General features: G+C 63.8%; 17 protein-coding genes. 3 read left to right on the top strand and 14 right to left on the bottom strand.

Translation table 11 applies throughout. The features are described 5' to 3' along the window. Nucleotides 1–8: 8 nt before the first annotated feature. The 5 genes from OHD62_RS24005 to OHD62_RS23985 form a co-directional block, all read right to left on the bottom strand. Nucleotides 9–1,085 (bottom strand): ABC transporter ATP-binding protein, encoded by a 1,077-nt coding sequence (locus OHD62_RS24005; RefSeq protein WP_263787811.1) that lies wholly within the window; start codon nucleotides 1,083–1,085, stop codon nucleotides 9–11. A gap of 3 nt (nucleotides 1,086–1,088) precedes the next feature. Further along, entirely contained in the window at nucleotides 1,089–2,174 is a 1,086-nt protein-coding gene (locus OHD62_RS24000) for an ABC transporter ATP-binding protein (RefSeq protein WP_263787810.1), read from the bottom strand. Further along, the gene (locus OHD62_RS23995; protein WP_263787808.1) at nucleotides 2,171–3,130 is read right to left on the bottom strand and encodes a carbohydrate ABC transporter permease; all 960 of its coding nucleotides are present in this window, start codon (nucleotides 3,128–3,130) and stop codon (nucleotides 2,171–2,173) included. The genes OHD62_RS24000 and OHD62_RS23995 overlap by 4 nt, the downstream gene beginning before the upstream one ends. Further along, nucleotides 3,127–3,987, bottom strand: coding sequence for a carbohydrate ABC transporter permease (locus tag OHD62_RS23990; RefSeq protein ID WP_263787807.1), 861 nt, complete (start codon nucleotides 3,985–3,987; stop codon nucleotides 3,127–3,129). Before OHD62_RS23990 ends, OHD62_RS23995 begins: the two co-directional genes overlap by 4 nt. Nucleotides 3,988–4,065: 78 nt before the next feature. Continuing rightward, the gene (locus OHD62_RS23985) at nucleotides 4,066–5,679 is read right to left on the bottom strand and encodes an extracellular solute-binding protein (protein ID WP_263787805.1); all 1,614 of its coding nucleotides are present in this window, start codon (nucleotides 5,677–5,679) and stop codon (nucleotides 4,066–4,068) included. A gap of 355 nt (nucleotides 5,680–6,034) precedes the next feature. Between OHD62_RS23985 and OHD62_RS23980 the strand changes: the two genes are divergently transcribed. Next, nucleotides 6,035–7,066, top strand: a complete 1,032-nt coding sequence (locus OHD62_RS23980) for a LacI family DNA-binding transcriptional regulator (RefSeq protein ID WP_263787803.1) — start codon at nucleotides 6,035–6,037, stop codon at nucleotides 7,064–7,066. Between the two features lie 15 nt (nucleotides 7,067–7,081). Here OHD62_RS23980 and OHD62_RS23975 read toward each other — a convergent pair whose 3' ends face one another. After that, nucleotides 7,082–8,032 carry a heme/hemin ABC transporter substrate-binding protein gene (locus OHD62_RS23975; protein WP_263787801.1) on the bottom strand — a complete coding sequence of 317 codons (951 nt, stop codon included), beginning with the start codon at nucleotides 8,030–8,032 and terminating at the stop codon, nucleotides 7,082–7,084. A gap of 182 nt (nucleotides 8,033–8,214) precedes the next feature. Here OHD62_RS23975 and OHD62_RS23970 point away from each other — a divergent pair, with 182 nt between their 5' ends. Both OHD62_RS23970 and OHD62_RS23965 read left to right on the top strand, forming a co-directional pair. Further along, the gene (locus OHD62_RS23970) at nucleotides 8,215–10,338 is read left to right on the top strand and encodes a TonB-dependent hemoglobin/transferrin/lactoferrin family receptor (RefSeq protein WP_263787798.1); all 2,124 of its coding nucleotides are present in this window, start codon (nucleotides 8,215–8,217) and stop codon (nucleotides 10,336–10,338) included. A gap of 2 nt (nucleotides 10,339–10,340) precedes the next feature. Beyond that, the gene (locus OHD62_RS23965; RefSeq protein WP_263787796.1) at nucleotides 10,341–11,426 is read left to right on the top strand and encodes a siderophore-interacting protein; all 1,086 of its coding nucleotides are present in this window, start codon (nucleotides 10,341–10,343) and stop codon (nucleotides 11,424–11,426) included. Here the strand turns inward: OHD62_RS23965 and OHD62_RS23960 are convergent. The 8 genes from OHD62_RS23960 to OHD62_RS23925 all read right to left on the bottom strand — a co-directional run bounded on the left by OHD62_RS23960 (nucleotide 11,423) and on the right by OHD62_RS23925 (nucleotide 19,125). Then, nucleotides 11,423–11,860, bottom strand: a complete 438-nt coding sequence (locus OHD62_RS23960; protein ID WP_263787794.1) for an aconitase X swivel domain-containing protein — start codon at nucleotides 11,858–11,860, stop codon at nucleotides 11,423–11,425. The genes OHD62_RS23965 and OHD62_RS23960 overlap by 4 nt on opposite strands. Then, nucleotides 11,857–13,107 carry an aconitase X gene (locus OHD62_RS23955; RefSeq protein ID WP_263787792.1) on the bottom strand — a complete coding sequence of 417 codons (1,251 nt, stop codon included), beginning with the start codon at nucleotides 13,105–13,107 and terminating at the stop codon, nucleotides 11,857–11,859. The genes OHD62_RS23960 and OHD62_RS23955 overlap by 4 nt, the downstream gene beginning before the upstream one ends. Nucleotides 13,108–13,185: 78 nt before the next feature. Next, a complete protein-coding gene (locus OHD62_RS23950) occupies nucleotides 13,186–14,253 on the bottom strand; it encodes an ABC transporter ATP-binding protein (RefSeq protein WP_263787790.1) in 1,068 nt (355 codons plus the stop codon). Continuing rightward, complete coding sequence (locus tag OHD62_RS23945) at nucleotides 14,253–15,041, bottom strand: ABC transporter permease (protein WP_263787787.1); 789 nt, start codon at nucleotides 15,039–15,041, stop codon at nucleotides 14,253–14,255. Before OHD62_RS23945 ends, OHD62_RS23950 begins: the two co-directional genes overlap by 1 nt. Further along, nucleotides 15,041–15,910: an ABC transporter permease gene (locus OHD62_RS23940; RefSeq protein ID WP_263787786.1), complete on the bottom strand. Its 870-nt coding sequence runs from the start codon at nucleotides 15,908–15,910 to the stop codon at nucleotides 15,041–15,043. The genes OHD62_RS23945 and OHD62_RS23940 overlap by 1 nt, the downstream gene beginning before the upstream one ends. Before the next feature lie 65 nt (nucleotides 15,911–15,975). Continuing rightward, nucleotides 15,976–17,037 (bottom strand): ABC transporter substrate-binding protein, encoded by a 1,062-nt coding sequence (locus OHD62_RS23935; RefSeq protein WP_318528626.1) that lies wholly within the window; start codon nucleotides 17,035–17,037, stop codon nucleotides 15,976–15,978. Nucleotides 17,038–17,092: 55 nt separating this feature from the next. Continuing rightward, nucleotides 17,093–18,070 (bottom strand): PfkB family carbohydrate kinase, encoded by a 978-nt coding sequence (locus OHD62_RS23930; protein ID WP_263788544.1) that lies wholly within the window; start codon nucleotides 18,068–18,070, stop codon nucleotides 17,093–17,095. Between the two features lie 17 nt (nucleotides 18,071–18,087). Beyond that, entirely contained in the window at nucleotides 18,088–19,125 is a 1,038-nt protein-coding gene (locus tag OHD62_RS23925) for an ADP-ribosylglycohydrolase family protein (RefSeq protein ID WP_263787782.1), read from the bottom strand.

The following is a 19,125-nucleotide window of genomic DNA, read 5'->3' as shown; positions in this document are numbered from 1 at the left end:
GGCCGCTGTCATCGTGCCAGCGCTCCCCCGCCTTGACCGAAATAATGCACTCTGGCTGGCTCGCAGGATATCGCCACCATGGCGTCCGGCCTGATGTCGGGCTGGCCGCGCAGCAGCGCCCTCAGGCGCGCCTGCCCGGCAGCGAGCGTCACCACGGTGTAGCCGCCAAGCGGCTCGACCTCGAACACCCGCGCCGGGCGGCCCGCACCCTCAACCGCGCGTCCATCATCCGACCAGGGCCGGACCTTGAGATCCTCGGGCCTCAGCCCAATCTCGACGGCATCGGCCGGAGCAGCCTTGTCGGCGATGCGGATCGTGCCGTCCGCCGCCTCGACGCCCCCCTCGCCGCGCACCGACTTCAATATGTTCATCATTGGCGAGCCGAGCATGCGCGCCACATAGGTGCTGGCAGGCCGGTCATAGATCTCGGCCGGCGCGCCGATTTGCCTGATCTTGCCGTTCTCCAGTATCGCGATACGGTCGGCGACCGACATCGCCTCTTCCTGGTCGTGCGTGACATAGATCAGCGTCTTGCCGAGGTCGCGCTGGATGCGTTTGAGCTCGACGCGCGTCTCCTCGCGAAGCCGCGCATCAAGCGCCGAAATCGGATCGTCCATCAGATAGGCGGCGGGATCACGCACCAGCGCACGGGCGATCGCCACGCGCTGCCGCTCGCCGCCCGAAAGCTGCGCCGGCGGCTTGTGCAGGATATGGCCGATATGCAGCTTTGCCGCGACATCGGCGACGCGCTTTTCGATCTCAGCCTCGGCGACCCTGCGTTCGGCCAAGGGAAAGCGCACATTCTCCAGCGCGCTCATATGCGGGAACAGCGCCAGGTTCTGGAACACCATGGCGACGTTGCGCTCGGCCGGCGACACGGCGTTCACAGGCTTGCCGCCGATCAGGATCTCGCCCGTATCAGGAGCCTCCAGCCCGAGTATCAGGCGCAGCAGCGTCGACTTGCCCGACAGCGGCGGCCCGAAGAAGCAGAAGAACTCATTGTCGTTGACGGTAAACGAGGCGTCGTCGACGGCGAGCGTGCCGCCATAGCGTTTCGTCACATTGCGGAAGACGATATCGGCCATGGCTCAGTCCGCCTTGATCGCTTGGCCGGTGGCGGCGTCGAAGACGCGCACCGAGGGGGCGGCCGGAGCGACGATCGCGGTCTGGCCGATCGCCAGTCCGACATCGTTCTCGAACACAGCTTTGACCGCGCTCTCACCGTCACCGAGATGAACAATGGTGCGCGCGCCGATCCGCTCGACGAAGCTCACCGGCATCGTCAGGCCGCGGTCGGAGAGAGCCACCTGTTCCGGCCGGAAGCCGTAAAACACATCTCCGCGCGTGGCCCTCACCGCCGGGGCGAGCGCATCCGGCAAGGGTGGCGTGACACCCAGTGGTCCGAGGTCGACGACCAGGCCACGGTCGCTTTCGGCCGGCTTGCCCTTCAGCAGGTTCATGCCCGGTGACCCGATGAAGCGGGCGACGAAGACATTGGCCGGATTGTTGTAGACCTCGAGCGGAGTGCCGACCTGCTGCAAAACACCATGGTCCATCACCGCGATGCGGTCGGCCATGGTCATGGCTTCGAGCTGGTCGTGGGTGACATAGACCATGGTCTGCTTGAACTGGCGCTGCAACTGCTTCAGCTCGGTGCGCATGACCGCCCGGAAGGCGGCATCGACATTCGACAGCGGCTCGTCGAGCAGGAAGATCGCCGGCTCCATGATCGCCGAGCGGCCGATCGCCACCCTCTGCAATATGTTGACCGACAGCCGGTCGGCCTTGCGCTCGAGCAGCGGCGTCAATTGCAGCATCTCGGCAATGGCGCCAACGCGGCGGTCGATCTCGGCTCTTGGCGCGCCTCGCATCCGCGGCCCGTAGGCGAGGTTCTGGCGCACCGTCATATGGGTGAAGATCGCATAGTTCTGGAAGACGAAGCCGACGCCGCGCCGCCCCATCGGCACCCCGGCCATGTCTTTTTCGCCGAACAGGATCTTGCCGCTGGTCGGCTCTTCCATGCCGGCAATCATGTTCATCGTCGTCGACTTGCCGCAGCCGGATGGTCCCAGCAGCGCCATGAACTCGCCGTCGGCGATGGCGAGATCCATCGTCTTCAGCGCGGTGAAGTCGCCGAATTTCTTGACCAGGTTCTGCAGGTGGATGGCGCTCATGCCGGCACCTCCCGTGCCCGGGCCATGCGCTTCATCGCAAAGACCGCGGCGATGGACAGCACGATCAATATGGCCAGTGCGATCGCCGCGACATAGCCCCAGATCAGGTCCTGGGTGGTGAGCTTGTAGATGTAGACCGAGATCGTCTCGGTGGCGACGCCGGGACCGCCGCCGGTCATGATATAGAGCGTATCGAAAATCTTGAAGTTCTCGATCACCCGGATCGCCAGCGCGATGATGATGATCGTCTTCATCTTCGGCAGCACGATGGTGATGAAGCGCTGCCAAGGATTGGCGCCGAGCAGTGTCGCTGCCTTGATCTGGTCCTCGGGCACCCCGACCAGGCCAGCAAGCAGGATGAGGAACATCAGCGGCGTCCACTGCCAGATGTCGGCGACCATCACCGCGATCAGCGCCAGCGTCGGGTCGGACAGCCATGCGATGGTGACCGGCATGCCCGATATCGCCGACAGGAGATCGTTCACCGGGCCGCCCGACTGGAACAGCATGAAGAACATGTAGCCGGCCACCGCCGGCACCACCATCATCGGCATCAAGAGGATCGAGTAGAAGATGCGCTTGCCCGGAAACTCGTCGGCAAACAGCGTCGCCAGCGCCAGCCCGAGCAGGAACTCGATCGGCACGCAAACGATCATGACGATGGCCGTGCGCTTCAGCGCGCTCCAGAAACGCGCGTCGACGGCAAGGTCGGTGTAGTTGGCGAAATTGTTCCACATCGACCATGCGTTCCACCAGCCGGTGCCCGACAGCGGCGACCAGTCGGTCAGGCTGATGTAGAGCTGCATGAGCAGCGGGAAGACGGCAATGAACAGCACCAGGATCTGCGCCGGCAGTGTCAGCCGGAAGCCAAGCTTTGCGCCTTCGTCCCGCAAGGCCGGCTTTGCCTGGACGGTCTTCATCGCGTCCTCCGAAATCGTCGCGGTCACCGCGCTCATTGCTTGAGCGCCCCGAAGGTCAGCCCGCGCACCAGATGGCGCTGGATGGCGATGCCCATGATGACCGGCGGCACTGCGGCAATGAGGCCAAGCGCTGCCTTGGCGCCATAGAGCTGCCCGGTCATCGAGGACGACAGCGACGCCATGTAGACCGGTATCGTCACCCATTCGCGCGTCGTCAAAAGCAGCGCGATCAGATAGTCCGACCAGTTGAGGATGAAGACGAAGAGCGCCGCACTTGCCAGCGGCGCGCGCATCATTGGCAGCGTGATGCGGGTAAAGACGCGCCACCGCGAGCAACCCTCGACCAGTGCCGCCTCCTCGATCTCGCGTGGCATGTCGTCGAAGAAGGTCTTCATCAGCCAGAAGGCGAAGGGCAGCGTAACGATGCCGTAGATCAGCGACAGGCCCCACCAGCTGTCGGTGAAATTGAGGAAGGCCCACATGATCATCACCGGCGTCATGACCGCCATCGGCGGAAACAGGCGCAACTGGATCAGCGCCAGCGGCAGGTTCTGGCCAGAGCCGAAGCGCGACAACCCGTAGGCGGCTGCCGTGCCGGCCGACATGGCGATTCCCGTGCCGAATGTGGCCGACAGCAGCGACGACAGGATCGGCTTCAGCGCCGTGCGGTCGAGCGCGACGATGAGACTGTTGGTCGATTCACCGAAGACGAACTGGAAATTGCTGAGCGTCGGGTTCTTCGGCCACCAGGTCAGCTCGGCGCCGGTCGCCGACCATTCGGCGATCGGCTTGAACGCCATCGACACCATCCACAGGATCGGCACCAGCGTCACCGCCATGGCCGCTGATATCGCGGCATAGCGGAATATCTCGAACGGGACGGAACGCTTCATCTTGCAGCTTTGCTGGAGTCATCATTGCGGAGGGGAAGAGCAATCACTCCTCCCCTCCATGAGATCCTGGGAGGAGGATCAGCTGATCGGATCGAGAACGGTGGGCCATGCCTCCTTGTTGGTCTTGATGGCTTCGAGGAGCTTCTCCTCGCCGGTGCGCCGGGCGATCTTCTTCCACTCGGCTTCGGTGTCGGCCATCGCCTGCTCGGCCGTCTTGGCCTTGGTCAGCGCTGCAACGAGGTTCTCGTCCAGCGCATTGTGGAAGGCGGTGGCGCCGGGATAATTGATGGTCGGCACGGTGCGGGCGACCGTCTCGCGCACCACATCCATGTGGTAGGCGTGGTAGGTCTGGCGGACCAGCGGATCGGAGAAATCCGACAGCCGGAACGGATCGAAATAGCCGCCCGGATTGGCGGTCATCCAGGCATAGATGCGGCTCGATCCCAGCCACTGCAGGAAGAGATAGCAGGCCTCCGGATGCTTGGCCTGCGAGGACACCGAAGCCGACAAATTGAGCCACAGCACCGAACGGCTGATCAGCTTGCCGTCAATCTCGCGGCCGGGCGGCAGCATCGAGCCGATCTTGCCGGTGACCTGGGAGTCCTTGTTGCCGGCATTGTCGAGGAATTTCGGCAGGTTGGAGAAGGCGCAGGTCATGGCCGCACCGCCCTTGGCGAAATTGCCATACTGCTCCGGCCAGCCCCAGGAGATCGCATCCGGCGAATGATGCGAGAGTGAATCGACATATTCCGTCGTCGCCGCGATGCCCTGCTCAGAATTGATCACCGGCTTGCCGGTATCGTCGAACAGGAACTGGTTGGGCGAAGCCATTGAGACATAGCGCTGATACCAGTTGGTGTAGCCCCAGCCCTGGTTGCGCAGATCGGTCGAGCCGAACAGGCCCTTGTCCGGCCGCTGGAAGAATGCCGCGATGTCGCCATGCTGTTTCCAGGTCTTTGGCGGCGCAAGGTCGTATCCGTATTTGTCCTTGAAGGCCTTCTGTTCTGCGGCGTCGCCAAACAGGTCGGTTCGGTAGACCCAGGTCTGGAAATCGCCGTCCAGCGACACGCCATAGGTCGAGCCGCGATACTGGTTGAGCAGCGACACACCCTTGGCGCCGTTGACATAGCCGCGCTCGGGATCGTCCCATTCCGGCTTGTGCTGGGCGACGAAGTCGTCAAGTTTCAGAATGCCGCCGGTTTCGGCAAGATCGCCGAGGCGGTTCCACTCGACCGCATAGATGTCATAGGCCCCACCCTTGGTGGAGATGTCCTGCATCGTCTTGGTGAATTCCTGCCCGTTCGGCACGCCGACGATTTCGAGCGGAATGCCGCTTTCCTTTTCCCACAGATCCTTGATCGACGGCGCGCCGGCCGGGAAGGGCTGCGTCAGCTGGCCGATCGAGCCGTCGGACAGGCCGAGCACGATTTTGGCCGGCGCCTTGCCGGCGCCCTTCATCGCCTTGACCGCCTCGATAGCACGGCCTTCCGGCGTGTCTGGGCCATACTGATAGCGCTCCGAGCCGTCGAAGCCCGTCGGGCCGCCGATCATGCCGGGCGCCAGCGCATCGGCTGCATAGGCGCGGCCTGGACGGATGAATTGCGGCGCAATACCTGCCGCGGCCACGAACACGGCCGCCTTTCCACCGGACGCCAGCAACCGGCGCCGCGACATGCGGATCAAATTTGACATTGGAAGTCCTCCCTCAGGGCCCTGTTCCTCCACGGCCCTTATGATGGATATTGACGGCAGGATATGAAGCCTGTCAACATCATAAATAATCAAAACGCGTCACAACATCGCAAATGAGGGAGAGAATGCAGTCCACCGAGCTTGCCGCATCGCACCCATTGCTTGGATTTGAGGGAATTCAACGCCGATTGCGCCCTTTCCCACGCTGCCCGGCGATTTGGTTTAGCCCGGCGGCTTGCGCATCGGCCAAGGCCGGTTACATCATTTCCCATCAGAATCGCTGCCGGGGATGAGCCGTTCTCCGGGTTCGATCGAGATTTGCGTGATTTTGATGCTGGCAATGAGGTAGTCGACTGTGCGGTCCACCCTGACAGATATAGCCCGCGAAGCTGGCGTTTCGGCCGCCACGGTCGACCGTGTGCTGAACAACCGCCCCGGCGTCCGGGCGCGCACGCGCGAAATCGTGCTCGAGATGGCGCAGCGGCTTGGCTATATCGCCGAAAATTCGAACAGTCCGACCCAGCGCGCTACCTTGTCCGGCGCTGTCATACGGCTCGACTTCGCCCTGCCCGCCGGCACCAATTCCTTCATCAAGATGCTGCACCGGCATATCGAGGCGCAGGCGCAGGCGCGACCCGATCTCGACGTCCGCGTCGCCACCATCGAAGGCTTCAATCCGGACCGGCTTGCCCGCCTGCTGCAGGATTTGCACGGCCAGACGCAGGGCGTCGGCGTCATCGCTCTCGACCATCCGACGGTCCGCGAGGCGATCCGCTCGCTATCTGCCAGCGGCGTCAAGGTCGTCACCATCGCCTCCGACATCCTGCACGTGCCAAGGGTCGCCTATATCGGCATCGACAACCGCGCCGCCGGCAGGCTCGCCGGCTACCTGCTCAATCGCTTCATGGGCGCTGGGCACCCTGGCAAGGTCGCGCTATTCGCGGGCTCGCTGTCCTATCGCGGCCATGAGGAGCGCGAGATGGGCTTCCGCCATATCCTGACGGAGGAATCGCCCAATCTGGAGATCGTCGAGATGCGCGAAATGCTCGACGATCGGGAAAAGGCCTATTCCGAGGCCTCCGCTTTGCTGGACCGGCATCCAGATCTGGCCGCGATCTACAATGTCGGCGCCGGCAACACCGGCATCGCCAGGGCGCTGAAGGAGCGCGGCCGCGCGCTGTCGACGGTCTTCCTCGGCCATGAGGTGACGGAAGGCACCAAGGACCTTCTGCTCGACGGCACGCTCGACGCCGTGATCGACCAGAACCCGCGCGTCGAGGCCCGCGAAGCGCTCAACATCCTGGCCCACGCCGTCAGGGGCTTGCCCTACGAACTGCACCAGCCGAGGCTGCAAGTGATCTTCAGGGAAAGCATCCCTGAGATCTGATGCGTTCTCGCAATCTTAATCCTCGTCCGCCAGTTCCGGATACAGCGCCTGCGCCAGATCGCGGATCGCATCGGCGGTGCGCGGGCCAAAGCCGATCATATAGGCGCCGTCGAGCACGATCAGCGCTTTGTTCTGCGCAGCCGGCGTGGCGCTCAACGCGCGCGTTCCGAACACCTGCTCGGCGGTCGGCCCGCCCTTGCCGTCGCTCATCATCAGGATGACATCGGGCGCCATCTCGATCAGTTTCTCCTCCGACGCGGGCCTGTAGCCCCTCACGACATCCATCGGATTGATGCCGCCGGCGTAGCGGATGATCGCATCGGCCGCCGTGCCGGCGCCGGCCGCGCTCAGCCGCACCAGACCGTGGAAGAACACCACCTTCTTGCGGCGCTCCGGCGCAACTTTCGATGCGAGATCGGCAGCGGCTTGAAAGGCGCCGAGCACCTCGGCGGAGACCGCCCTGCCCTTGTCCTCGCGTCCGAGCGACGCGGCGATCAGCGTGATCTTGCGTTCGATGCCTTGCGGGCTGTTGTCCTCGGGGATGAAGACGATCGGAATCGCCAGCGACTTCAGCACCTCGACCGCTTCGGGTGGCCCGCTGTCCTGCGCCGCCAGGATCAAATCGGGGCGCAGCCCGGCCAACCCTTCGACAGAGAGCTGGCGGCGGTAGCCGACATTGGGCTTTTGCGCGATGGAGGCGGGATATTTGCTGCCGCGATCGACAGCAATGATCCGCTCGCCGGCGCCAAGCGCATGCACGATCTCGGTGACGTCGGAGCCAAGTGTCAGGATTCTCGTCGCCGGTCCCGGCGCGACGGTGCGCCCCAGCGCGTCCACCACCGTCTCGGCCGCCAGCGCCTTGAAGCCGCAGGAAGGCGCCAGCACGGACAGCGCCAGAATGAGCACCATCGCGATCCTGCCCCGTGGTCGGAGCCAGTGCGTCCACCTGTCCTCAGTGCCGACCATGCTGTTCACTCCTGTCAGGATTTCGCTGATGGTGTTGGCCTATAAATTTAAAGTTGACTTGTGTCATCATGTTTTAATATGTGACCCATGCCCTGACCCGGTTGGTCGAGGGATTTCCATCATGCCAGCCAAGGCCGCTCAGCCACCGCCAGCAGTTTGCTTTGCCTGGGGGCTGGGATCACATGAGAACGACAACCAACACGACCTTGATGGCGAGCACCGCGCTCGCCTTCGCGCTGGGCCTATGCGTCGCGCCGCAGGCCAGCGCGCAGGAACAGGAAAAGAAGGGCGCCTCTGCCAAGACCGGCCGGCTCGCACCGGCCAACGCCGCGCAGGACCAGCCGGCCACCATGCTCGATGTCATCACCATCTCGGCGACGATGATCAAGACGGCGGTCATCGAATCCATGGCCGCCATCAGTGCCATCGATCAGGAAGAGCTGGACCGCATCCAGCCTGATACCGCCGCCGATATCTTCCGCACCACGCCGGGCGTCGCCGCCTCGATGAACGGCGACGATCCGGCGACCGCCATCAACATTCGCGGACTGGAACAATATGGCCGCGTCGTCGTCACCCTCGACGGCGCCCGCCAGGACTACTGGCGCGTCGGCCACGGTTCGGGATCGTTTTATGTCGAGCCTGACCTGATCAAGGAAGCCACCGTCATTCGCGGCCCGGTGTCCAACGCCTATGGCTCGGGCGGCATCGGCGGCGTCGTCTCCTTCGAGACCAAGGACGCCGGCGACTTCCTCAAGCCGGAAGAGCGCTGGGCGCTCAGCGAGAAGCTCGGCTATGAAGACAATGGCGACGGCTTCACCACCAGCACCACAGGCGCCTACCGCTTCAGCGAAGACGCCGACATTATCGGCAACCTCATCTACCGCAACCGCGACAGCTACACCGACGGCAATGGCGACACCGTGCCATGGACCGGCGAGCGGGTGACCAGCGGCTACATGAAGACGACCCTGCGGCCGGCTGACGGCCACGAGCTGAAGCTCGGCGTCATCCTGCAGCGCTACAACGACCAGATCACCGGCTCGAGCGGCTCGATCTCGCCGATGCTCAGCCGCTACGACACCAACACGACCAACCAGACCTACACGGCTGCCTACACCTGGAAGCCTGACGACAACGCGCTGATCGACTTCAGCGCCAACGCCTACCACAACCGCACGCGTGCCGAGCAGACGCAGGTCTGGCCGATCTCCGCGATCGGCAACTTCCGCTACTACGACGTCGCCACCACCGGCTTCAACATGAAGAACTCCTCGCGCTTCGACGCCTGGGAGATGGCCCACACGCTCACCTACGGACTCGATTACTACTATCTTGAGGCCTCATCGGAAGCCGCGCATTTCGGCGCCGGCGAGCAGCAGGGTTATGGTGGCTTCCTGCAATGGCAGGGCGATTATGAGAACTGGCTGCAGCTCATCGCCGCCATGCGCTATGACGGCTACCAGCTCGACGGCGAAACGAAGACCGTACCGCCAGAGAAGGCCTCGATGTCGGGCGATCGCTGGTCGCCGCGCCTCACCGTCGGTGTGACCCCACTCGAAGGTTTCCAGATTTATGGCACCTATTCCGAAGGCTACCGGGCTCCAGGCCTGCAGGACGTTTATCGCGGTGGCGGTGCGCATGGCTCCGGCGACACCTACGTGCCCAATCTGCTTCTCCAGCCCGAAACGGCCAGGAACTGGGAGGCCGGCGTCAATCTGAAATATGACGACGTCCTGACCGCCGGCGACCTGTTTCGTGCCAAGGTCAATGTCTTCCACACCGATATCGAGGACTATATCGATGTCGACCTGACCGTCCTCCCGCGCACGGCAATCAACATCGGTGACGCACGGCTCAAGGGCATAGAAGCCGAGGCTGTCTATGACTATGGCTGGGGCTTCGTGAACCTTGCCGGCGCCCTCGTCAACGCCAAGATCGTCAGCGGCGTCTATTCCGGTCAGGCGCTCAACAACACGCCGCTCGACCGCTTCTCAGCGACCGTCGGCTTCCGTATGCTGGAAGACCAGCTCACCGTCGGCGCGCAATATCTCAGCGTCGGCAAGATCGCCCGGACAAGCCGCACCAATCCGAACGCCGTGCCGGTGGTCAATGACGGCTTCGACCTGGTCAACGTCTTCGCCAACTGGCGCGTCAACGACCATACCAGGCTCGATTTCGCCGTCGATAACCTCTTCAACACCGCCTACACAGATCCGCAAAGCGCATGGTCGACGTCGGCGGCAACGGAACAGGGCAAGGGCCGTACCTTCAAGGTGGCGCTGACCGGCAGGATCGGAGGCTGAAAGTGAGCGAAGCATCGGCAAGCGAACTGGCCTGCGAGGCGCGCCTGAACCTGCGGCATCTGCCGCATTACATGGATCGTATCAGCGACAGGCTGCAGAGTTTCGAAGCCGATGCTTCGCAAGAGGGGCAGCGGATCGATTTCCGCTTCGCCTTCGGCGGCGCCTCCTTCGACATGGAACGGCTGGTGATGCGGGCCAATGCCGCCGATCGCGACGGTCTCGCCCGCATCAAGGATCTGCTGGCCACCGCGGTCCGGGTCTATGCCAGGGAAGAAAACCCCGAGATCGTCTGGACCGGCGACCTCGCTGACGAGACCCGCCTCGCCCAGCTTCGCGAGATGATCGTGACTGACGTTCGCGACCTCACCCCGCATATGCGCCGCATCCGCTTTGCCGGTGAGGATCTCTCTCGCTTCGCGAAATTCGGAGGCATGCATATACGCATGCTGTTTCCGACCAGGGAGATCCCCGATCCGCTCTGGCCCATGCCCGGCAGCAATGGCCTGCCGGCCTGGCCTTCGGACGACCGGCGCCCGGTAGCCCGCGTCTACACCATCCGCGCGCTCGACGTGGCCAACGGCATCATCGATGTCGACTTCCTCGTCCATCCCGGCGAGAGCGTCGGCGCCGCCTGGGCAATGCAGGCGGCACCCGGCATGAAGGTCGGCATCATGGGTCCGGTCGGCCGTCCGGTGCGGCCGGCGGCATGGTATGTCCTGGGTGCCGACGAAACCGGCCTGCCGGCGTTGGCGCGGCTTCTGGAGACGCTGCCGGCCGAAACCAAAGGCGTGGCCTTCGTCGAGATTGCCGAGGATGGCGAACGACAGGAGATCGCCAATGCCACCGGCATCGAACTGCACTGGCTGGCCAGAAATGGCGTGCCAGCCGGCGAGGACAGACGGCTGGCGGACGCCGTCTGCGCGGTGGCGTGGCCACAAAACGGTTCGGCATTCGGCTGGTTCGCGGCGGAAGCGGCGGCGGCGAAAATCGTTCGCGAACACTGGCGCGGCACGCTCGGGTTCGGCCGCGACCAGACTTTGGCCGCAGCCTATTGGCGGCGCGGTGCTGCCGGGCTGATGGCCGGCTAGGTCAGGCTGACCATCGCTTGCGCATCCTCATTAATGCCGATGGCGATCCGGTCGCCGGAAACAATGCCTGACGTGTCGCAGACGACCAGCGGCATGCTTATGTCGTAGAGGAATTCGGCGACGATGGCGCCGACGGCGAGGATTGGGTCCGGCCGCTCCAGGATGATGCCGGCTGGCGCTGTGCCCCTGCGGATCGCCTCGGCAAGAACCGACGAGGACGACGACGAGCCTCGGCCGCTCGCCATGACCAGGATCCGGCCGGCGACATTGCCGCCCAGAGCTGGATGCGAATGGTCGATGATATCGCCCGTCTCGGCATCGACGCCGCCCCAGAAACTGAGCGCTTGCGAAAGCACCAGCGCAGAGCCTTGCGCTTCGCCGGCCAGCTGGAAAACTCCAGTTCTGTCCAGCGCTTGCCTGTCCTGCTTGCTCATCGCGTACCCCGCACGACATGCCCGGCCGCGGCGGAGCGGATGCAGTCCGCCATGTCGCCGAAGGCCACCGAGACGCCGATGTTGCCGGGTGCGTAATGCGCCCATTTGCCGGAATTGGTCATCACCACACCGTCGAGACGCTCGAGGATGGTGGTGACATAGGTACAAGTGTCGGCAACTGGAATAAGTCCGAACGCCTCCATGCCGGCCAGCGCCCCCTCATCCTGCAATCGTGTCAGCGTTGCGCGTCCGGTGTTGACATAGATCGGAATGCCCCTGCCCGGCGCAACCTCGCGCAGCAGCGGCAGCAGCCGCATCCATTCCTCATGCGAGAAATGCGGCGTCCCCAGTGACACGGCCGCCAAAGGCGCGCCATCGGGTACGCTTGATAGCCTGGCCAGCGCATCGTCGAGGTCGGCACGCGTGATGCGGATTGTCTCCTCTGGCACCATGCCATGAAACGCCTCTTCGAGCGTGTTCGCTTCCGGCGTGATATCAACCGCATGGAACAGCGCCACGGCGCCGGTCGTTGCCGCCGCCGCACCCAGCGCTTTCAGCTGATCCTCATCGCGCGGTCTTGGCAGGCCCGAAATCACCGGGATGCGGTCGCCGCTCGCTTGCCCGATGATCAGCCCGACGCCGACGAACAGGGCGTCGCTCGGTTCCAGGTCAGGATCGGTTAGCTCGAACAAGACCTGGCCGCGCCGGTTTTCGCTCAAGTGCAGCCCCCAGGCCGGCGCCCGCCCCGTCATGGCGCAGCACAAATCGATGAAATCGCCATAGCGGTTGGTCCGCGCGCCGATCACCGAATTGGCGAAGACGATGGCGTTGGATTCACCCCAGGCGATCTGCTCGCCGAAGCCCGGCCGGAACCGCGTCTGATACGGCGCACAAGTGAAGGTCGCCTGGCAGCCGAGTTCCAGATGCGCCGTCATCAGCCGTCGCGCCGGCGCCTCTTGCGCGGCCGGCATCTTCACCATTCCGGGATGGATGAGATCGAAGGAGCCGACGTTCAGCGTCGTCGGCACAAGGACGCGACCGCCACCTTCGACCAGCCTCTCGACAAAATCGAGACCGGCCTTGCCGTGATACAGGCAGCCATCGATATGGGCGCCAGCAATGTCGAGCAGCTTGGCCGCACCGACCGCTTTGGAAAACGCGATCAGGATCTTCATGGCGGCGGCCGCGGCCGGCCCCTGCTCGCCCCCTAGCATCGACTGGTCGCCCGCACTCAGTTCAAGCGTCATCGGGTGTTCCGCTTTCCGCACTCTGCCCGATCATGCTCTCCCCGATTGCGGGCCGGCTGGCAAGTCCGGCGCCTCGATCTAGCTCGCAGCGATCAGCACTGTGCTCTCCGGCGACCAGCGCAACACCACCTGCTGGCCCTCGGCCAGCCGGTCGATGCCGGTGTTCTGCACGATGACCTTGAGCGTCTGGCCGTCGCGTTCAACGAAATAGGTACTGTTGTTGCCGGCGAAGATGCGCTTGGAGACCTGGCCCCGGAGCACATTGCCATTGGCCTGGTCCGGGCTTCCGGCATCGGCGGCGATGCGGATGCGTTCGGGCCGCACTGCGCAACTGGCCTTGGCGCCGGCGGCAAGCGTTGCGCCTGCCTCGGCGGCTATCGCCGTGCCGTCCGCCAGCCGGATGCCGGTGCCTGTCGTGTCGCCGCGCAAGATATTGGCATCGCCGAGGAAGGTGGCGGCGAATTCGCTCTTCGGCCTGTCGTAGATCTCTTCAGGCGGTCCTTCTTGCACCAGCCTGCCGTCACGCAATATGCCGATGCGGTCGCTCATCGTCAGCGCCTCTTCCTGGTCGTGGGTGACGAAGATGGTGGTGATGCCGATCTCGCGCTGGATGCGTTTCAACTCGATCTGCATGTCGACGCGCAGCGCCTTGTCGAGCGCGCCCAATGGTTCGTCGAGCAACAGCACGCGCGGCTTGGTGACGATAGCTCGCGCCAGCGCGACGCGCTGGCGCTGACCGCCGGAGAGCTGGTGCGGTCGGCGACCGCCGAGCTTGCCGAGCTGCACGAGGTCGAGCGCACGCTGCACCTCGCTGGCAATCACCGCCTTGGCCTCGCCGCGCACCGACAGGCCGAAGGCGACATTGTCGGCAACGCTCATATTGGGAAACAGCGCATAGTTCTGGAACACCATGCCGATGCGCCGCTTTTCGACCGGCACACGCTCGACACCCTCGCCGCCGATGGCAATGCGTCCGCTGTCGGGGAAATCGAAACCGGCGATCTGCCTGAGCAGCGTGGTCTTGCCGCTGCCCGACGGCCCGAGCAACGCATAAAAGCCGCCATCGGCGAAATCGATCGACACGTCATCCAGCGCCTTGTGCGCCCCAAAGCTGCGCGACACGTTCGATACCTGCACGCCGGCCATTATTTCTCTCCGCCGAATTTGAAGAACCGTGCCGTAAGCAGCATCAGCGCCATGGAGACGACAATGATGATGGTCGAGACCGCGTTGATCTCGGGCGTGAAACCCTTGCGGATCGCGGCGTAGATTTCCACCGGCAGCGTCGTCTGGCCAGGCGTCGACAGGAAATAGGACACCACGAATTGGTCGAACGACACGGCAAAGGCGAACAGCCCGCCGGCAATGACGCCCGGCATGATCCACGGCAAGGTCACACGCCACGTTACCTGCCACTGATTGGCGCCAAGCGAACGCGCCGCTTCTTCCAGTTCCGGTGCGAAGGTCTGCAGCCGGGCCGAGACGACGACGATGACATAGGGCAGCGCCAAGGCGACATGGCCGAGCAGGATGGCAAACAGGCCACGCCCGATACCGACGCCGAAGAAGAAGATCAGCATTGCCGTGCCGGTGATCAGCCACGGAATGGCGATCGGCGGAAACAGCAGCGCCTGCAGGAATTTCTTGCCTGGGAAGTCGTAGCGGTAGAGCGCCAGCGATGCCGCCGAACCGAGCACAACGCTAATGATTGTGGTGATGATCGCGATTTCGAGGCTGTTCCATGTGGCCGAGATCAGCTGGTCGTTCTGCCACAGCGAGGCATACCACTCGGTCGTCCACTCGAACGGCAATTGGTAGAAAGGCGAGACGTTGAACGACATCAGCGCCATGATGATGATCGGCAGATAGAGAAAGGCGAGCAGCAGCCAGATGTAGAGCCGGCCAATCCATTCGAGGATACGCGTCGTCGCCATCAGGCAGCCCTCCGCAGCATCGGCGCCGCCAGCGCCAGGATGACCAGCACGACGGCCAGCAGGATGAAGGAGAGAGCCGCGCCGAGCGGCCAGTTGAAGACTGCAACGAACTGATCCTCGATAACCGTGCCGTAGAAGGTGCCGGTGCGGCCACCAAGGATGCGCGGCTCCATGAACGAGCCGACGACCGGCACGAAGATCAGTACGGCGCCCGCGACCAGCCCCGGCATCGACAGCGGGATGATCACCCGTTTCAGCATTTGCAACCGCGAAGCACCGAGCGAGCGCCCTGCCTCGATCAGTGAATCGTCGATCGCCTGCAGCGTGAGGTAGCAGGTCAGCACCATATAGGGCACGTAGGAGTGCACCAGTCCGATGATCACCGCCGGATAGGAATACATCAGGTCGATGTTGATCTTGAACGGCAGCACGGCATTAAGGGCCGTATCGAGAATGCCACCTTCGCGCAGCACCATCGCCCAGGAGAAGATGCGCACCAGCCCGTTCGACCAGAACGGCAGGATGACGAGCAGGAAGATGGCCTCGCGGCTGCGTCCCTTCAGCACCTTGGCCAGAACATAGGCCGCGGGATAGCCGATGACGATGCACCACAACGTCACCTCGAGCCCAAGGCGCAGCGAGGCCCAAAGCAGCGTCAGATAAAGGCTCTGCGAGAAGAACGCGGCATAATTGCCGAATGTGAACGCCCACGGCTTTCCCGACAGCGGCAGTTCGGTCATGAACGAGAAGAAGACCATGGCCGACAGCGGCAGGAAGATCGCCACCGTCAGCCAGAGATAGGCAGGGAGAAGCAGCGGCAAGGCCGACTTCAGCCCGCTGCGCGACGCGGTCGCACCCTGTGCCGCCATGATACCTTCCTCCCCAGGATCGGAAGACCAGCCGGCGGGAACCGCCGGCTGGTCGGGACGTCAGCCTATTTCACGTCGACTTTGAGCTGCTGCCACAGCGCCAGATAGGCCTCGCGCTGGGCGTCGGTGATCGGCGCCTGGAACTGTATGCGTTTGGCGACATCAGGATCGCCCATCACCTTGCGGTTGAAGGCGTCTTCGGGAAGGGCTTCCACCGCCTTGGTGTTGGCCGACACCGGGGCGCCGACCTTGGTGACCCATTCGACATAGAATTTCGGATCGATCATGTAGTTGATGAAGGCTTCGGCCCCAGTGACATTCTTGGATCCGACCGGAATGGAAAAAGCGTCGAGCCAGGCGACGGCGCCTTCCTGCGGGATGACCAGCGAGACCGGCAGCTTGAAATGCGTCTTGGCGCGGTCGGCCGAGCCGCTCCAATAGGTGCCGATGTCGATCTGGTTGGAAGCGACCATCTGGTTCCAGTCGTTCTCCGAGCTCCAGAATGTCTTGATCTGCGGCATCAGCGAAGTCAGCTTTGTCTTGACCGCTTCCATATCCTTGATGTCGTTGATGTTCTGGCCCGTTGCGATGGCGCCGAACTGGACTGCTTCGACAGCGTCGTCACGAATGACCACGCGACCTTTGTGGGCCTCGTTCCACATTTCGGTGATGCTGGTCGGCGGCTTGTCGAAAGACTTCTCGTTGATGGCGAGCGCGGTCAGGCCCCACACCCATGGCACGCCATAGACCTTGCCATCATGATCGAGCATTGGCGATCCCGCCTTGTCCTTGCTGATGTCGGTATAGTTCGACAGCTTGGACGTATCGATCGGCTGGATCAGCTTTTCCGCCATCGCCTGATCGTTGAAGGCAGCGTTGATCATGACGACGTCGTAGAGGCCGGGATTGGTCCTGAGCTTGGTCAGCATTTCCTGTTCGGAATTGAAGAAGTCGTTGACGACCTTGCTGCCGGTCGCCTTTTCGAAGGCAGCGATCGCCCACGGCTCGTCGGCGCCGTAGCCCTTCCAGTTGAGCACATGCACTTCGGCGGCGTTGGCGGCCAGCGTAAGGACGGAGGTGAAGACGGCAGTCGCCGTCAGGAATGCAGTCAGTTTGGGCATGCACATGTTCGTTCCTCTCTTTTGCTTGCCCGGTTCCCGGGCTTGTCAGGTTTTCAGGCAGTCAGGCATGGGCCTTCCGGTTCCGGCCATTGGCTCCGGTCGACGGACCGGCGATGTGGCTCAGGAATATCTTGATTTCTGCATCCGTCGGCGCCGAGGACCCACCATGGCGAGTGACCGACAGCGCCGCAGCCGCATTGGCGTAACGTGCTGCCTCGAAAGCCTCCACGCCCCGCGACAGCGCGCTGACGAAGGCGCCAATATGCGTGTCGCCGGCGCCATTGGTGTCGATGGGGTCAACCTTGAAGCCAGAAATTGTTCGCGCGTCGCCGCCGGCCAGCCGCACGAAGCAGCCCTTTGCGCCGGCGCGGATGACCACGCCCTCCGCTTTCGGGCAATGGTCGGCCAGAAGCCGCGCCGCGATGACCTCGATGTCACCGGGGCCGGCAACCTCGACCGCTTCCGTCGTGTTGCAGCTCAGCCAGGTCGCACGGGCAAGCACCCGATCGAGAATGGCACGCGGAATGTCCGCGATGATCGGCGTTGGATCAAAGACGAAAGGAATGTTCTCCGGCAGCGCCTCTATCCAGTCGGCCAGCGCATCGCGGCTGCCGGGATAGCTAAGCGTATAGCCGGAGGCAAACGCCCAGTCCCCCAGCGCAACCGTCACTGGTTCCATCAGCTTGGCGTTCAGCACGCCCTCGGCACCGGGCCATGACACGAAGGTGCGTTCCGCGTCGCTGCTGATGAGCGCAACACAATTGCCGCTGTCCATCAGGGGTGACGGCGGCGTCAGCGTTTCGATGCCTTCGGCAGCGAAAGCAGCGCGCAGGAAGTCGCCGTTGGGACCACTGCCGAGCTGGCCGCCGAAGACGACTTTCATGCCGGTTCGGCTGGCGGCCACCATCATGTTGAAGCCGCCACCGGCAACCTGGGCAAAGCTCGATGCGGTCTTCTCCGTGCCGGGCGCCGGCAAGGCGTCGATACGATAGACATAATCCACCACCGCGCTGCCGATATGGACCAGACGCCCGCTCATGTCAGGCTGAGCTCTGCTCATGCCGCGGCATCCTTGCCAGAACCGGCTTTGCTGATCCGCGCCGCGACAAGATCGGCAGCCAGCGAGCGCACTTGCGCTAAATCGATACCGACCAACCTGGCGATGTGCTGTTGCGGCAGCCGGGAAAAGCCGGTGCAGCCGCCGGCCATGCCGGCGGCGATGGCGCCGATCGTGTCGGTGTCGCCGCCAAGATTGGCGCTGATGATGGCGGCCTGCCAGGGATCACCACCGGCGATTTCGAACACGGCGAAGGCCGCCGGAACCGATTCCTGGCTGGCAACGCCGGTGCCGACCAGATCGGTGATCAGCCGGATGCCGTCGGCGATAGGCTTGCCGCGAACGAGACCCCTCGCCCAGTCGATGCGCGCGGCGATGTCGCCGCCGGTGACCCAATGGCCGAGTGCCGCTCCACGCCTGGCTGCCGCGACGGCGCGGTCCGAAGCGGCGCGCCAGTCACCGCCGGCAACACCGCTGCTGACGGCGGCGGCAACGGCTGCGGCCGAGGCGATCGCAATCGAGGTGTTGTGCGTGGCACGGCAGGTTTCCGCAACCTTGGCGACCAGCGCGTCGAGCGGCTCCAGCGGCATCATGATGCCGACTGGGGCGATACGCATGGCCGCGCCATTGGTATCGCCCCCGCTTCCCGCTTCTTCGGGGGGCACGCCGTCATTGATGGCGTCGATGGCGCGCTTGGTCGACGGACCGAGCAGATCGTAGCTGCCGCGCGCCTTGACCTCGCGCTCCCAGTCGAGCAGCGTGTTAACCCAGCGCGTGTGATCGAAGCGATCGCCTGAAACAATCAGGATACGGCCGAGCAGCAGCGCCTGTTCAGTGTCGTCGGTGATCGTGCCAGCCAGCAGGCCCTTCGACACCGGATGATCGGCGACAGGCGCGACGAAATCCTCAACGTGGCCGTAGAATTCAGCGATGCGGGCCGGCGACAAAAGCTGCGTCGGCATGCCGAGCGCATCGCCCAGCGCGCCACCAATGAGTGCGCCCATCGCCCGGTCGATCATCTCGGTCCTATCCATCAT

Source organism: Mesorhizobium sp. YC-39, assembly GCF_025753795.1.
In the GTDB taxonomy this organism is placed as follows: Bacteria; Pseudomonadota; Alphaproteobacteria; order Rhizobiales; family Rhizobiaceae; genus Mesorhizobium.
The sequence above is the reverse complement of the archived record's forward strand: the minus strand, read 5'-3'. Positions and strand labels throughout refer to the sequence as shown.

Excerpts from the sequence above, each read along its gene's own strand:
- OHD62_RS23995 (WP_263787808.1), bottom strand. The coding sequence starts at position 3,130 with ATGAGCGCGGTGACCGCGACGATTTCGGAGGACGCGATGAAGACCGTC.
- OHD62_RS23960 (WP_263787794.1), bottom strand. The coding sequence starts at position 11,860 with ATGAGCAAGCAGGACAGGCAAGCGCTGGACAGAACTGGAGTTTTCCAG.
- OHD62_RS23925 (WP_263787782.1), bottom strand. The coding sequence starts at position 19,125 with ATGATGGATAGGACCGAGATGATCGACCGGGCGATGGGCGCACTCATT.
- OHD62_RS23990 (WP_263787807.1), bottom strand. The coding sequence starts at position 3,987 with ATGAAGCGTTCCGTCCCGTTCGAGATATTCCGCTATGCCGCGATATCA.
- OHD62_RS23935 (WP_318528626.1), bottom strand. The coding sequence starts at position 17,037 with ATGTGCATGCCCAAACTGACTGCATTCCTGACGGCGACTGCCGTCTTC.
- OHD62_RS23930 (WP_263788544.1), bottom strand. The coding sequence starts at position 18,070 with ATGAGCGGGCGTCTGGTCCATATCGGCAGCGCGGTGGTGGATTATGTC.
- OHD62_RS23950 (WP_263787790.1), bottom strand. The coding sequence starts at position 14,253 with ATGGCCGGCGTGCAGGTATCGAACGTGTCGCGCAGCTTTGGGGCGCAC.
- OHD62_RS23945 (WP_263787787.1), bottom strand. The coding sequence starts at position 15,041 with ATGGCGACGACGCGTATCCTCGAATGGATTGGCCGGCTCTACATCTGG.
- OHD62_RS24005 (WP_263787811.1), bottom strand. The coding sequence starts at position 1,085 with ATGGCCGATATCGTCTTCCGCAATGTGACGAAACGCTATGGCGGCACG.
- OHD62_RS23985 (WP_263787805.1), bottom strand. The coding sequence starts at position 5,679 with ATGTCAAATTTGATCCGCATGTCGCGGCGCCGGTTGCTGGCGTCCGGT.
- OHD62_RS23955 (WP_263787792.1), bottom strand. The coding sequence starts at position 13,107 with ATGACGCTTGAACTGAGTGCGGGCGACCAGTCGATGCTAGGGGGCGAG.
- OHD62_RS23975 (WP_263787801.1), bottom strand. The coding sequence starts at position 8,032 with ATGGTCGGCACTGAGGACAGGTGGACGCACTGGCTCCGACCACGGGGC.
- OHD62_RS24000 (WP_263787810.1), bottom strand. The coding sequence starts at position 2,174 with ATGAGCGCCATCCACCTGCAGAACCTGGTCAAGAAATTCGGCGACTTC.
- OHD62_RS23970 (WP_263787798.1), top strand. The coding sequence starts at position 8,215 with ATGAGAACGACAACCAACACGACCTTGATGGCGAGCACCGCGCTCGCC.
- OHD62_RS23940 (WP_263787786.1), bottom strand. The coding sequence starts at position 15,910 with ATGGCGGCACAGGGTGCGACCGCGTCGCGCAGCGGGCTGAAGTCGGCC.